Origin of the sequence: Xanthomonas sp. CFBP 8445, assembly GCF_025666235.1 — a bacterium.
Classification (GTDB): Bacteria; Pseudomonadota; Gammaproteobacteria; order Xanthomonadales; family Xanthomonadaceae; genus Xanthomonas_A; species Xanthomonas_A indica.
Genome location: NZ_CP102594.1, coordinates 2,846,109 through 2,858,815, shown reverse-complemented (window position 1 = coordinate 2,858,815; position 12,707 = coordinate 2,846,109). Strand labels below are relative to the sequence as shown.

The window sequence follows — 12,707 nt, the reverse complement described above, 5'->3', positions numbered from 1 at the left end:
GTTACGGCGCGCGCTCAGCGCGCCAGGCCGTCGATCAGGGGCTGCCAACGTGCGGGGTGGCCGTCGACGTCCAGCCCCGTCGGTGGCGTCTCGTCCAGCGGCAGCACCGCCAGTGCCAGGGTGCCGGCGACGCTGACCACGCTGCCGAACGGCTGGCCGTCGCGCAGCACCGCCGTGTCGATCGCGACCGCGGCCTCTGCTTCCAGCAACTGCACGGCGCGCTTGGCCTTGCCCAGGAAGTGGGTGCGGGCGACGATTTCCTGGCCCGGGTAGCAGCCCTTCTTGACGCTGAAGGCATGCAGCCGGTCCAGGCCCAGTTGCTGCGGCGTCCACTGTTCGCGCTGGCTCGGCGCCAGCCGCACCAGGCCCAGGCGCAGATCGGCCGCGCGCCAGGCTTCCACCACTGCCGGGTCGGCGGCCGGCATATCCGACGCCGGCGCCGGCACCAAGTGCAGCGTACGCGGCAGGCCGTCGCCGCCCATGTCCAGTTCGATCACGCCGGCCTCATCGCGCGCCGACGTCGCGCCCCGGGCCTGCTCCGGTAGGCTCAGGCGACCCAAAGCTAACAGCGTGTCCTCGACGGTGATGCGCAGCTTGCGCCGGAACACGAAGCGGCCCAGTGCCGCCGCCAGGTCCTCGGCGCCGCCGTCGGGCAGCAGCATCAGCAAGGCGTCGTCGGCCTGGCGCAGCAGCGCGAATACCGCGATCACCCGGCCCTTGGCGGTGAGCCAGGCGTTCCACTGCCACTGGCCCGCGGCCAGCGCCTGCACGTCGTTGGCGAACTGCGCATGGGCGAAGGCCACTGCATCCGGACCGCGCAAGGCGACGTATTGCAGGTGTGGCAAGGCGGAAAAACCGCCGGAATCGAGATTCAGGTTGTCAGGCACGAGAGGGGAGGACTAAAATTGACGAGTTGTGAGACCCGCATGATAGGCCAACCAACCCCCACACCCGAGTCCGATCCCGAAACGCAGCGGCCCGCCGAGGAGACCCCTCCGCAGACCGAGCCTGCGCCGCGGGAGATCGGCGGGCGCGGCGGCCTCGAGCCGACGCGCTACGGCGACTGGGAGAAAAACGGACGCTGCATCGATTTTTGAGCAGCTTTGAGCCAACGCGGCCTTAAGCACGCCGCCCAGCCGAGACAACGAGCCCAGCGAATGGCTACGCGCGAACGTCCTCTTTCCCCGCATCTGCAGGTCTATCGCTGGCAGATCCAGATGGTGACCTCGATCCTGAATCGAGCCACCGGCATCGTGCTGTCGATCGGTGCCCTGATCATCGCCGCCGGCCTGTTGGCCCTGATGCTCGGCCCCGCCTCCTGGAATCTCTTCCGCGACATCGCCGGCGCCTGGTATGGCCAGGTGTTCCTGTTCGGCTGGACCTGGTGCTTCGCCTTCCATCTGTTCGGCGGCCTGCGCCACATCCTGCAGGATTTCGGCCAGGGCTACGCCGTCCGCGCCTTCGTCACCATCGGCTGGCTGTCGGTCGTGCTCAGCTTCGTGCTGACCGCCGCCGTGTGGGCCTACGTGCTGCTGGGAGCCACCGCATGAGCCGCTATCGCACTCCGTTGAAGAACGTCCGCGGCCTGGGCGCGGCCAAGACCGGCACCGAGCATTTCGTGGTGCAGCGCCTGACCGCCACCGCGCTGGTGCCGCTGTCGATCTGGTTCCTGATCTTCGTGCTGAGCCTGCTCGGCTCGGACTATGTCGCCGCCACCGAGGCCGTGGCCAAGCCGTGGAACGCGATCCTGCTGGTCGGCTTCCTGATCGCCGCGTTCTGGCATGCCCAGCTCGGCATGCAGGTGGTGCTGGAAGACTACGTGCACACCTCGCTGCTGGCCCTGGCCGCGCAGACCATCGTGCGCTTCGTCGCCGTGCTCGGCGCCATCGTCAGCATCTTCGCCGTGGCGCGCATCGCGCTGGGCATCGCCTGATCCATCGGCGCCCCCTCTAGGAACCACATTTCGATGTCCGCTTACAAGATCACCGAACACAAGTACGACATGGTCGTGGTCGGCGCCGGCGGCGCCGGCCTGCGCGCGACCTTCGGCCTGGCCCAGAAGGGCCTGCAGACGGTCTGCCTGACCAAGGTCTTCCCGACCCGTTCGCACACCGTGGCCGCGCAGGGCGGCATCTCCGCCGCGCTCGGCAACATGGGCGAGGACGACTGGCGCTACCACTTCTACGACACCATCAAGGGGTCGGACTGGCTGGGCGACCAGGACGCCATCGAGTACATGTGCCGCGAGGCGATCCCGGCGATCATCGAACTGGAGCACTACGGCGTGCCGTTCAGCCGCACCGAGGACGGCAAGATCTACCAGCGTCCGTTCGGCGGCATGACCACCAAGTACGGCGAAGGCCCGTCGGCGCAGCGCACCTGCGCCGCCGCCGACCGCACCGGCCACGCCATGCTGCACACGCTGTACCAGCAGTCGCTGGCGCACAACGCGCGCTTCATGATCGAGTACTTCGCGCTCGACCTGATCTTCGACGAGGAAGGCGCCTGCCGCGGCGTGCTCGCCCTGGACATGGCCGAAGGCTCGCTGCACCTGTTCCGCGCCCACGGCGTGGTGCTGGCCACCGGCGGCTACGGCCGCGCCTACTTCAGCGCCACCTCGGCGCACACCTGCACCGGCGACGGCGGCGGCCTGGTGATGCGTGCCGGCCTGCCGATGCAGGACATGGAGTTCGTGCAGTTCCACCCGACCGGCATCTACGGCGCCGGCTGCCTGATCACCGAAGGCGTGCGCGGCGAAGGCGGCATCCTGCGCAACAGCAGCGGCGAGCGCTTCATGGAGCGCTACGCCCCGCACTACAAGGATCTGGCCTCGCGCGACGTGGTGTCGCGTTCGATGACCATCGAGATCCGCGAAGGCCGCGGCGTCGGCGAGCACAAGGACCACATCCTGCTCGACCTGACCCATCTCGGCCCGGGCGTGATCGACGACAAGCTGCCCGGCATCGCCGAGAGCGCGCGCATCTTCGCCGGCGTCGACGTGCACAAGCAGCCGATCCCGGTGATCCCGACCGTGCACTACAACATGGGCGGCATCCCGACCAACTACCACGGCGAAGTGGTGCGCAAGGACGGCGACAACCCCGATGCGGTGGTGCCGGGCCTGTACGCCATCGGCGAGGCCGCCTGCGTGTCGGTGCACGGCGCCAACCGCCTGGGCTCCAACTCGCTGCTCGACCTGGTGGTGTTCGGCCGTGCGGTGGCCAACCGCTGCGCCGAGACGATCAAGACCGGCGCGCCGCACAAGGGCCTGCCGGGCGACGCCTGCGACAAGGCGCTGGGCCTGCTGGACAAGCTGCGCAACGCCAACGGCAGCACCCCGACCTCGGTGATCCGCGACAAGATGCAGCGCACCATGCAGTCCGACGCGGCGGTGTTCCGCACCAGCAAGACGCTGAAGGAAGGCGTGGACAAGATGGCCGACATCTTCGCCAGCTTCGAGGACGTCAAGGTCTCCGACCGCTCGCTGGTGTGGAATTCCGACCTGATCGAGACCTACGAGCTGAACAACCTGCTGCTCAACGCAGTGGCGACGATCAACTCGGCCGAACAGCGCAAGGAAAGCCGCGGCGCGCACGCCCACGAGGATTTCCCCGACCGCGACGACGTCAACTGGCAGAAGCACACGCTGGTCACCGTCGACGACAAGGGCCAGTGCAGCTTCGACTACCGCCCGGTGCACATGTACACGCTCAGCAAGGACGTGGACGTGGTTCCGCCGAAGCCGCGCGTTTACTGACCAAAGCCGGGATTGGGGATTGGTGATTCGGGATTCGAAACACGTCGCTTCCTGCTCTCAACGCCTCCCCACTCCCTAATCCCCATTCCCGGATTTTAAAGCCATGGCAGAGTTCACCCTCCCCAAGAATTCCAAGATCGGCAAGGGCAAGCACTTTCCCGCCAAGGGCGCGAAGAATGTGCGGACCTTCAAGGTCTACCGGTGGAATCCGGACGACGACAGCAACCCGCGGACCGACACCTACGAGGTGGATCTGGACGCGTGCGGCCCGATGGTGTTGGACGCGCTGATCAAGATCAAGAACGAGATCGACCCGACCCTGACCTTCCGCCGCTCGTGCCGCGAGGGCATCTGCGGGTCGTGCGCGATGAACATCGACGGCACCAACACGCTGGCCTGCACGAAGGCGATCGCCGACTGCGGCAAGAAGGAAGTGCCCATCTACCCGCTGCCGCACATGAGCGTGGTCAAGGATCTGGTGCCGGACCTGACCCATTTCTACGCGCAGTACGCCTCGATCAAGCCGTGGATCCGTACCCAGACCCCGCCGCCGCCGGATCGCGAGCGGCTGCAGTCGCCGGAAGACCGCAAGAAGCTCGACGGCCTGTACGAGTGCATCCTGTGCGCATGCTGCTCGACCAGCTGCCCGAGCTACTGGTGGAACGGCGAGCGTTACCTGGGTCCGGCGATCCTGCTGCAGGCCTACAGGTGGATCATCGACTCGCGCGACGAGGACACCGGTGCGCGCCTGGACGATCTGGAAGATCCGTTCAAGCTGTACCGCTGCCACACCATCATGAACTGCGCGCGGACCTGCCCGAAGGGGCTGAACCCGGCGCTGGCCATCGCCGAGATCAAGAAGCTGATGATGGCGCGCCGCGCCTGATCGCAGCGGCGCACGTTCCAAGCGGCGGGCCTGCCCGCCGACCGCGCGGCACCGGCTTTCGGGTTCGGTGCCGCGTTCGTTTTCGGCGGCTGCCGTGCGGCGCCGCCCCCAGGCAAGGGCGCATGCGATGGACGAGACCACCGAACTGAAGAAGCTGCGCTGGCGCTGCCGGCGCGGCATGCGCGAACTGGACCAGCTGTTCGGCCGCTACCTGGACCGGCGCTGGGCGCAGGCTTCCGAAGACGAGCGCGGGGTTTTCCTATACCTGCTCGATTGCGAGGACGATAAGTTGTGGCGCTGGTTCATGGGCTACGAGGCCTGTCCCGATGCACGCGCCGCCGATCTCATCGCTTCCATCCGCGCCATGCCGGCTTGACTGGCGCCCCTCGCGCTGGCTGCTGGCCGCGCTGACCCTGCTTGGCGCGCTGGCGCCGCTGTCGCTGTTCGGTTCCGACCTGCCGCCACACCTGGCCTGGCCGGCCGCCGCGCTGGCGCTGCTGTACGCGGCGTGGCTGCTGCGCCGCGAGGCCGGGCGGGCGCCGCGCACGTTGGTGCTTCCTGCCGGCGCCGGTGCGCCCAGCGTCGACGGCGCGGCGGTGAACGACCTGCAGGTTGCCTGGCGCGGGCCGCTGGCGTTCGTGCGCTGGCGCGATGCGCAGGGGCGCACCCAGCGCCTGGCGTGGTGGCCGGACACGCTGCCACCGGCGGCACGACGTGAACTGCGTCTGGCCGCTTCGGCCCATGCCGCTTCGTCTGCGCCGCCGCAAATGGCACCATAGCGCTCCCTGGATGGTGGCTGCGCATGTTCAAACCCTTACCCGTGGCCATCGGCCTGCGCTATCTGCGCGCCAAGCGCCGCAATAATTTCATCTCCTTCATCTCCATGGCCTCGATCCTCGGCATCGCCCTGGGCGTGACCGTGCTGATCACCACCCTGGCGGTGATGAGCGGCTTCCAGAAGGAGATCCGCGACCGCCTGCTGCAGATGGCGGCGCACGCCACGGTCAGCGCGCAGGGCGCGCCGATGGAGGACTGGCAGCACGCGGTGGACGTGGCCATGCGCGACAAGCGCGTCGCCGGCGCCGCGCCCTACGTCGAGGAAGAGGCGCTGCTGACCGGCCAGCGCAACCAGCCGGCGATCGTCCGCGGCATCCTGCCCAAGGAAGAGGCCAAGGTCTCGGTGCTGGCGCAGAAGATGAAGCAGGGCTCGGTCGACAGCCTGACCCCGGGTTCGTACAACATCCTGCTCGGCCAGGAACTGGCGCTGTGGCTGGGCGTGGGCGTCGGCGACAAGGTCGTGGTGATGCTCGGCGAGCCGCAGGCCAGCCCGATGGGCATGGTGCCGCGCTACAAGCGCTTCACCGTCAGCGGCATCTTCGAGGCCGGCTACAACGAGATCGACCGTGGCCTGGCGGTGACCAGCATGCCGGACCTGCAGCGGGTGCTGCGCATGGGCGACGGCGTCACCGGCGTGCGCCTGAAGCTGTACGACATGGACCAGGCCTGGAACGTGGCGCGCGACCTGGCGCTGAACCTGCACGGCCCGTACATGGTCAGCGACTGGACCCGCGAGAACGCCAACCTGTACCAGTCGCTGAAGATGGAAAAGACGGTGATGGGCATCCTGCTGTCGCTGATCATCGCGATGGGCGCGTTCAACCTGGTGTCCTCGCAGGTGATGCTGGTGACCGACAAGCAGGCCGACATCGCCATCCTGCGCACGCTGGGGCTGAGCCCGGGCGGGGTGATGCAGGTGTTCATGGTGCAGGGCACGCTGATCGGCGTGATCGGCACCGTCGCCGGCGTGATCGGCGGCATCGTGCTGACGCTCAACCTGGAGCGGATCCTGGCCGGCATCGAGGCCGTGTTCAACATCAAGCTGCTGCCCGAGGACGTCTACTACATCACCGGCCTGCCCACCGACATGCAGCCGCACGACGTCATGGTGATCACCATCGTGGCGCTGCTGATGAGCTTCCTGGCCACGCTGTACCCGGCCTGGCGCGCGGCGCGCACGCAGCCGGCGGAGGCGCTGCGCTATGAATGAGGACCGGGAATCGGGAATGGGGAATCGGGAGTCGGGAATGCAGAAGCCACAAGCGGACGCGGCGATCCGCGCCGAAGGCCTGGCCAAGACCTACGCCGAAGGCAAGATGCGCACGCCGGTGTTCGACGGGCTCGAGCTGAGCGTGGCCGCCGGCGAGACCGTGGCCATCGTCGGCGCGTCCGGTGCCGGCAAGAGCACCTTGCTGCACCTGCTCGGCGGCCTCGACGTGCCGACCTCCGGCGAGGTCTACGTGGCGGGGCAGCGCATGTCGGCGCTGACCGACGCGGCGCGCGGACAGTTGCGCAACCGCTCGCTGGGCTTCGTCTACCAGTTCCATCACCTGCTGCCCGAGTTCACCGCGCTGGAGAACGTGATGATGCCGGTGCTGCTGGGCGGCGCGGCGATGCCCGATGCCGACGCGCGCGCACGCGCGCTGCTGGAATCGGTGGGCCTGGGCCATCGCCTGGAGCACAAGCCGGGCGAACTGTCCGGCGGCGAGCGCCAGCGTGCCGCGGTGGCGCGTGCCCTGGTCAATCGCCCCGCCTGCGTGCTCGGCGACGAGCCGACCGGCAACCTCGACGACAAGACCGCGGCCAACGTGTTCGCGCTGATGCTCGAACTCAACCGCGCGCAGGGCACCAGCCTGGTCCTGGTCACCCACGACCGCAGCCTGGCGCGCAAGCTGGACCGCGTGCTGGAACTGCACCAGGGCAAGCTGCGCGAACTGGCGCCTGCGGACGTTTGAGCGAGCGCGGTGGCGGCCGCATGTGCCGCCGCCTTGCAGGTTGTCGGGCAGGTTCGCGGCCTGAGGTCGCGAGCCGCTGAAGCCTGTTGCATGCGGGGCCGGGCATGACAGCCTGGCTTGCTGTACGGCGCCCTCGGTCACGACAAGAGCGGTGTCCTGCGACCCGACGCGGTGCGCGTCGGGGCTGAAGTCCCTGCCACAGTGCACATCGCTGCTTCGCCGCGCGGTGGAGCGACGCCAGGCGCGACGAACGAGGCAGCGAGCCGCAGTGGCTTCACTGCATCTGCCGACGCCGAAGAGCCTCGGACAGGCGGAAGCACTTCGGTCGCAAGCGCCCCGTAGGAGCGGCTTCAGCCGCGACGAGCCAAGTCGGAGAACGCGACGCTTCAGTGCGCGATCCGCAACCACCTTTCCCTGTCGCGAACCTGGCCGTCGCGGTACGTTTCTGGGCGTGACTCCGAGGCACATCTAATCGCTTTCTTTCGCCCTAGGTAGCGAGACACACCATTGCCTCATAGGAGCGGCTGCGGTCGCGACGGTGCGTCATCGGTAGAGCCTGTCGCGGCTGAAGCCGCTCCTACACGTGCATCCCACGTAGGAGCGGCTTCAGCCGCGACGAACGGAGTCGGCACGTCGCCGGCCCTCGTTGCTGTCGGCACCGAAACCCTCGCACAGCAGCCCTGCAAACACGTCGCCGCAGCAATGCCGCGGATGTCCCTGCAGCCGCGGCCGTCCTGCAGCGCATCGCATGCGCCGTAGGGCGGCAACCCTTCGGATCGCCGCGTTCCCGCTGCCGAGGCGACTCCTCAGCAAGCCGCGCGGCTCAGGGGATCACCCGCTGCGCGCGCAGCCGCGTGAACAGTTCCAGGAACGAGGCGCGGCTGTCGTAGTAGCCGAGGAAGCCCAGGTCGCGGCTCTTGGTCATGTCGTTGACGCATTCGATCTCGCGGCCGAGGTCGGCATCGGTGTGCCACCATGACGCGAGCTGGTTCACGTCCGCCTGTACCAGCCCATGGCGCTCGGCGATCTCGCGCCACAGGGCCGGCGCGGTGTCCTGCAGACGCGCTTGCAGCGGCATCGGCGCCTCCGGATAGGGCGCCGGCGGCAGGCCGAAGAACGCGGCGATCTCGCCCCACATCCAGCGCCAGCGGAACACGTCGCCGTTGACCGTGTTGAAGGCCTGGTTGCGCGCGGCCGGATTGGTCGCGGCCCAGGCCAACTGGCGGCCGAGCAGGCCGGCGTCGGTGAGGTCGGTGAGGCTGTCCCACTGCGCACGCGAGCCGGGGAACACGAACGGCTGCCCGGTGTGCTTGCACAGCGTCGCATACACCGCCAGGGTCACGCCCATGTTCATCGCGTTGCTGCCGTTGGCCTGGCCGATCATGGTGTGCGAGCGATGCACGCTCCAGCCGAAGCCGTGGCGCGCGGCGGCGTCGAACAGCAGGTCTTCCAGCGTGTAGTAGAAATTCTCGCCCGGTTGCCGCGGCTCGCTCTCGCGGAACGGCGTCTCCGCCTTGCCGCTGCCGTAGTGCTCGAACGAGCCGAGGTAATGCTTGGTGCCGGTGACCAGCGCCATGTGCTGCAGCGCTGCACCGTCCAGGCCTTCGCACAGATGCCGCAGCATCGCGCCGTTGGCGGCGACGTTTTCTTTCTCGGTGTCGCGTCGGGTCCAGGTGCAGAAGAACACGTGGGTGATCGGCAGCCCACGCAGTGCGGCCACGGTGGCCTCGCGGTCGAGCAGATCGGCCGCTACCGGGATCACGCCTTCCTGCGGCACCGGGCGGCGTGCCAGCCCGTAGACCGTCCAGCCGTCGGCGACCAGCACGTTGGCGAGGTTGTAGCCGGAGATGCCGGTGACTCCGACGATCAGTGCGATGCCCTTGCGCATGCGCGCGCTCCTTACGACGTTGGGCACCGCACCATAGGCGCCCGCCGATGAAGCTGCGGCGAACTTCGCCGGGACTGTGACGCGGCGCGCGCCCGGGCCTTAGGCAAATTCTGACGCAGTCGCCCGGCGTAGACCGATGGCCCGCGTCGAGCCGCGATGCGACGCTGGTATGGCGAACGCGATGGCAGTGCGATGCGTATGTCGGCGCGGACGTGTGTTGCTGTTGCAATCCGCCGATGCCAAGGAGGGCAAGTAGATGCACCGATCTGCAGAGGCCGTGCCGCGCCGAGACGCCGGTCACGTTGACAATGGCGCTGGCACCTCGGGCTGGCCGGCCTTGGCGCCGTTGGGTGCTGCGGTCGCCGCCAGCCTCGCCGCCGGCGTGCTGGCCGCGCTGTGGCTGCCGCGCCTGCCGCCCTGGCCGCTGGCCCTGGCGATCCTGCTCGCCGGCGCGGTGCTGTACGTGGCAGCACCGCGCTGGCGCTGGCTGGGGGCGTTCGCGATCGGCGCCGGCTGGCTGGCGCTGGTCGCCGGCATGGTGCTGGCGCGGCAGTTGCCGGCCGACTGGGAAAAGCGCGTGGTCACCGTCCGTGGCCAGGTGGTGGAACTGCCGCAGGCGGAGACCCGGCGCACCCGCTTCCTGTTCCGCGTGGATGCCGATGCGGCGCAGCCGGCGCCGTTGCGCGGGCGTTTGCTGCAACTGGCGTGGTACGACGACTTCGGTACGCATCAGGCCGGACCGCGCAGCGCCCTGCGCGCCGGCGCGCGCTGGCAGCTGCAGGTGCGCCTGCGCGCGCCGCGCGGCTTGAGCAATCCCGGCGGCTTCGACGCCGAAGCCTATGCGCTGGCGCAGCGGATCAGCGCCAGCGGCTACGTGGTGGCGCCGCATGCGGCAGCGCCACTGGCGCCGGGGCAGGGCATCGACGCCTGGCGTGCGGACATGTCTGCGCGCATCGCCGCGGCCGTGCCGCAGGCCTCGGCGCGCTTCGTGCAGGCACTGGCGCTGGGCGATACGCGGCGACTGGACGATCGCGACTGGCGCATCCTGCGTGCCGCCGGCCTGACCCATCTCATCGCCATCTCGGGCTTCCACGTCGGGCTGGTGGCCGGCGCCTTCGCCTTGCTCGGCGGCGGCCTGTGGCGGCTGTGGCCGCAACTGGGCCGCCATTGGCCGCGCCGCCAGGCCGCGGCCGCGCTGGCGCTGCTCGGTGCCGGCGGCTACACCCTGGTGTCGGGCATGGCCCTGCCGACCGTGCGCACCGCCCTGATGATCGCGGTGGTGGTCGCGGCGCGGCTGTGGCGGCGGCCGGTGCGGGTGGTCGACGCACTGGCGCTGGCGGCGATCGCCATGCTGCTCTGCGACCCGCTGGCGGTGCTCTCGGCCGGCTTCTGGCTGAGCTTCCTCGGTGTCGCCTGGCTGGCCTGGTGCATGCCCGAGGCCGGTCGCGGCTGGCGCGAGACGCTGCGCAGCTTCCTGACCGCGCAGGGCGTGGCCACGGTCGGCCTGCTGCCGGTGAGCACGATGCTGTTCGGGCAGGCGTCGCTGGTCGGGCCGCTGGCCAATCTGCTGGCGATCCCGTGGTGGAGCCTGGTGGTGGTGCCGCTGGCCCTGCTCGGCACCGCGCTGGAGGCACTGCATGCCGGCGCGGGCATCTGGCTGTGGCGGCTGGCCGCCGCCTGTTTCGACCTGACCTGGCCGTGGTTCGTCGCCCTGGGCGAAAGCCGCTTCGCGTTGCACTGGCTGCCGGAGGCGCGCGGCTGGGCGCTGCCGCTGGCCCTGCTGGGCGCGTTCTGGCTGCTGCTGCCGCGCGCCGTGCCGGGCAAGCCGCTGGCGGCGCTGTTGTGGCTGCCGTTGCTGTGGCCGCCGCTGGAGCGGCCGCGACAGGGCGAGGTCGATCTGGTGATGTTCGACGTGGGGCAGGGGCTGTCCTTGCTGGTGCGCACCGCGCATCACCAGGTGCTGTACGACACTGGGCCGGCGGTCGAGGACGGCTACGACGCCGGCGAGCGCGTGGTGGTGCCGGCGCTGCACGCGCTCGGCGTGGCGCGGCTGAATCGCGCGGTGATCAGTCATGGCGACAACGACCACGCCGGCGGCCTGGTCGCGGTGCGCGCGGCGTTGCCGATCGGCCTGGTCCAGGCACCGGCCGGCGCGCCGTTGCCGGTGGACCGGGCCTGCGTGGCCGGCGAGGCCTGGGAGTGGGATGGGGTGCGTTTCCGGTTCCTGCATCCGACGCCGCACTTTCCCTATCTGCGCAACGAGTCCAGTTGCGTCCTGCGCGTGGAGACCGCGCAGGGTGCGCTGTTGCTGGCCGGCGACATCGGCGACGTGGTCGAGCGCAAGCTGCTGCGCGAGGCGCCGCAGGCGCTGCGCGCCGACGTGGTGGTGGCGCCGCATCATGGCAGCGCGCATTCCTCGCAGCCGGCCTTCGTCGCCGCCACCGGCGCACGGCTGGTGCTGGTCTCGGCGGCCTACGGCAATCGCTTCGGCCATCCGCATCCGGGCGTGGTGGCGCGGTGGCAGGCGGCCGGGGCCGAGGTCGTCGGTACCCCGCAGGGCGGGGCGCTGCGCGTGTGGCTGGGGCGCGCCGGCCTGCAACTGCGCGAGCGACGGCCCTGGCGGGCGCGGCTGTGGGATGCGGCGGAGCGGGCGCGGGCGGCTGCTATCCTATCGGCCGGTGAACGAACGGCCGAGCGTGCCGGAGGATTGCGACGTGTGGGAACTGGTCAAGGCCGGTGGCTGGCCGATGGTGCCGTTGCTGCTGTTGGGCGTGGTCGCGCTGGCGATCGTCCTGGAGCGGTTCTGGAGCCTGCGCCGTAGCGAGGTCTTGCCGCCGGGACTGGGTCAGGAAGTACGCAACTGGGCCACGCGCGGCAAGCTCGATCCCACCCACATCGAATCGCTGCGGCGCAATTCGCCGCTGGGCGCGCTGCTCGCCGCCGGCCTGGACGTGCGCAACCGCCCGCGCGAGATCGTGCGCGAGCGCATCGAGGACACCGGCCGGCACGTCGTGCATCGCATGGAGCGTTACCTGAATGCGTTGGGCACGATCGCCTCGGCCGGGCCGCTGCTGGGCCTGCTCGGCACCGTGGTCGGCATGATCCAGATGTTCCTCGGCATCCTCGACCATGGCCTGGGCGACGTGAACCAGCTCGCCGGCGGCATCGGCAAGGCGCTGGTGTGCACCGCCACCGGCATGATCATCGCGGTGCCGGCGCTGATCTTCCATCGCCATTTCAAGGGCCGCATCGCCGGCTACGTGATCGAGATGGAGCAGGAAGCCACCGCACTGACCGACGCGCTGGACGGCCACGGCCGTGCCGCGGCGCCGGCCGCGCCGGCGCGTGGCGCCGCGCCGAACGCCGCGGCGGCCAAGGGCTGAG

At 69.7% G+C, this 12,707-nt stretch carries 13 protein-coding genes; 11 read left to right on the top strand and 2 right to left on the bottom strand.

The window, feature by feature from the left end; translation table 11 throughout:
- Nucleotides 1–14 precede the first annotated feature (14 nt).
- Entirely contained in the window at nucleotides 15–887 is an 873-nt protein-coding gene (locus tag NUG21_RS12215; protein ID WP_263390990.1) for a CAF17-like 4Fe-4S cluster assembly/insertion protein YgfZ, read from the bottom strand.
- Between NUG21_RS12215 and NUG21_RS20975 the strand changes: the two genes are divergently transcribed.
- The 9 genes from NUG21_RS20975 to lolD all read left to right on the top strand — a co-directional run bounded on the left by NUG21_RS20975 (nucleotide 789) and on the right by lolD (nucleotide 7,435).
- Entirely contained in the window at nucleotides 789–1,097 is a 309-nt protein-coding gene (locus tag NUG21_RS20975) for a DUF1674 domain-containing protein (RefSeq protein ID WP_311195444.1), read from the top strand. The two genes, NUG21_RS12215 and NUG21_RS20975, sit on opposite strands and share 99 nt — an antisense overlap.
- Nucleotides 1,098–1,157: 60 nt before the next feature.
- On the top strand, nucleotides 1,158–1,550 hold the full coding sequence (gene sdhC / locus NUG21_RS12205) for a succinate dehydrogenase, cytochrome b556 subunit (protein ID WP_010342656.1): 393 nt from the start codon (nucleotides 1,158–1,160) through the stop codon (nucleotides 1,548–1,550).
- A complete protein-coding gene (gene sdhD / locus NUG21_RS12200) occupies nucleotides 1,547–1,933 on the top strand; it encodes a succinate dehydrogenase, hydrophobic membrane anchor protein (RefSeq protein WP_048488910.1) in 387 nt (128 codons plus the stop codon). Before sdhC ends, sdhD begins: the two co-directional genes overlap by 4 nt.
- 33 nt (nucleotides 1,934–1,966) lie before the next feature.
- Nucleotides 1,967–3,757 (top strand): succinate dehydrogenase flavoprotein subunit, encoded by a 1,791-nt coding sequence (gene sdhA / locus NUG21_RS12195; protein WP_010342654.1) that lies wholly within the window; start codon nucleotides 1,967–1,969, stop codon nucleotides 3,755–3,757.
- A gap of 103 nt (nucleotides 3,758–3,860) precedes the next feature.
- Complete coding sequence (locus tag NUG21_RS12190; protein ID WP_010342653.1) at nucleotides 3,861–4,643, top strand: succinate dehydrogenase iron-sulfur subunit; 783 nt, start codon at nucleotides 3,861–3,863, stop codon at nucleotides 4,641–4,643.
- A 127-nt stretch (nucleotides 4,644–4,770) separates the two neighbouring features.
- The gene (locus tag NUG21_RS12185; protein WP_160947372.1) at nucleotides 4,771–5,019 is read left to right on the top strand and encodes an FAD assembly factor SdhE; all 249 of its coding nucleotides are present in this window, start codon (nucleotides 4,771–4,773) and stop codon (nucleotides 5,017–5,019) included.
- A complete protein-coding gene (locus NUG21_RS12180; protein WP_263390989.1) occupies nucleotides 4,970–5,422 on the top strand; it encodes a hypothetical protein in 453 nt (150 codons plus the stop codon). The genes NUG21_RS12185 and NUG21_RS12180 overlap by 50 nt, the downstream gene beginning before the upstream one ends.
- Nucleotides 5,423–5,445: 23 nt before the next feature.
- Nucleotides 5,446–6,690, top strand: coding sequence for a lipoprotein-releasing ABC transporter permease subunit (locus NUG21_RS12175; protein ID WP_010342649.1), 1,245 nt, complete (start codon nucleotides 5,446–5,448; stop codon nucleotides 6,688–6,690).
- 16 nt (nucleotides 6,691–6,706) lie between these two features.
- On the top strand, nucleotides 6,707–7,435 hold the full coding sequence (lolD, locus tag NUG21_RS12170) for a lipoprotein-releasing ABC transporter ATP-binding protein LolD (protein WP_184502452.1): 729 nt from the start codon (nucleotides 6,707–6,709) through the stop codon (nucleotides 7,433–7,435).
- A gap of 823 nt (nucleotides 7,436–8,258) precedes the next feature.
- Here lolD and NUG21_RS12165 read toward each other — a convergent pair.
- Nucleotides 8,259–9,323 carry an SDR family oxidoreductase gene (locus tag NUG21_RS12165; RefSeq protein ID WP_263390988.1) on the bottom strand — a complete coding sequence of 355 codons (1,065 nt, stop codon included), beginning with the start codon at nucleotides 9,321–9,323 and terminating at the stop codon, nucleotides 8,259–8,261.
- Between the two features lie 256 nt (nucleotides 9,324–9,579).
- Between NUG21_RS12165 and NUG21_RS12160 the strand changes: the two genes are divergently transcribed.
- Nucleotides 9,580–12,144, top strand: coding sequence for a DNA internalization-related competence protein ComEC/Rec2 (locus tag NUG21_RS12160; protein ID WP_263390987.1), 2,565 nt, complete (start codon nucleotides 9,580–9,582; stop codon nucleotides 12,142–12,144).
- The gene (locus tag NUG21_RS12155) at nucleotides 12,038–12,706 is read left to right on the top strand and encodes a MotA/TolQ/ExbB proton channel family protein (protein ID WP_242081114.1); all 669 of its coding nucleotides are present in this window, start codon (nucleotides 12,038–12,040) and stop codon (nucleotides 12,704–12,706) included. The genes NUG21_RS12160 and NUG21_RS12155 overlap by 107 nt, the downstream gene beginning before the upstream one ends.
- Nucleotide 12,707 lies beyond the last annotated feature (1 nt).

Bases quoted from the DNA above. Each gene is read 5' to 3' on its own strand.
- NUG21_RS12190 (WP_010342653.1), top strand. From the start codon at position 3,861: ATGGCAGAGTTCACCCTCCCCAAGAATTCCAAGATCGGCAAGGGCAAG.
- sdhA (WP_010342654.1), top strand. From the start codon at position 1,967: ATGTCCGCTTACAAGATCACCGAACACAAGTACGACATGGTCGTGGTC.
- NUG21_RS12165 (WP_263390988.1), bottom strand. From the start codon at position 9,323: ATGCGCAAGGGCATCGCACTGATCGTCGGAGTCACCGGCATCTCCGGC.
- NUG21_RS20975 (WP_311195444.1), top strand. From the start codon at position 789: ATGGGCGAAGGCCACTGCATCCGGACCGCGCAAGGCGACGTATTGCAG.
- NUG21_RS12185 (WP_160947372.1), top strand. From the start codon at position 4,771: ATGGACGAGACCACCGAACTGAAGAAGCTGCGCTGGCGCTGCCGGCGC.
- NUG21_RS12175 (WP_010342649.1), top strand. From the start codon at position 5,446: ATGTTCAAACCCTTACCCGTGGCCATCGGCCTGCGCTATCTGCGCGCC.
- sdhD (WP_048488910.1), top strand. From the start codon at position 1,547: ATGAGCCGCTATCGCACTCCGTTGAAGAACGTCCGCGGCCTGGGCGCG.
- lolD (WP_184502452.1), top strand. From the start codon at position 6,707: ATGGGGAATCGGGAGTCGGGAATGCAGAAGCCACAAGCGGACGCGGCG.
- NUG21_RS12160 (WP_263390987.1), top strand. From the start codon at position 9,580: ATGCACCGATCTGCAGAGGCCGTGCCGCGCCGAGACGCCGGTCACGTT.
- NUG21_RS12180 (WP_263390989.1), top strand. From the start codon at position 4,970: ATGCACGCGCCGCCGATCTCATCGCTTCCATCCGCGCCATGCCGGCTT.
- sdhC (WP_010342656.1), top strand. From the start codon at position 1,158: ATGGCTACGCGCGAACGTCCTCTTTCCCCGCATCTGCAGGTCTATCGC.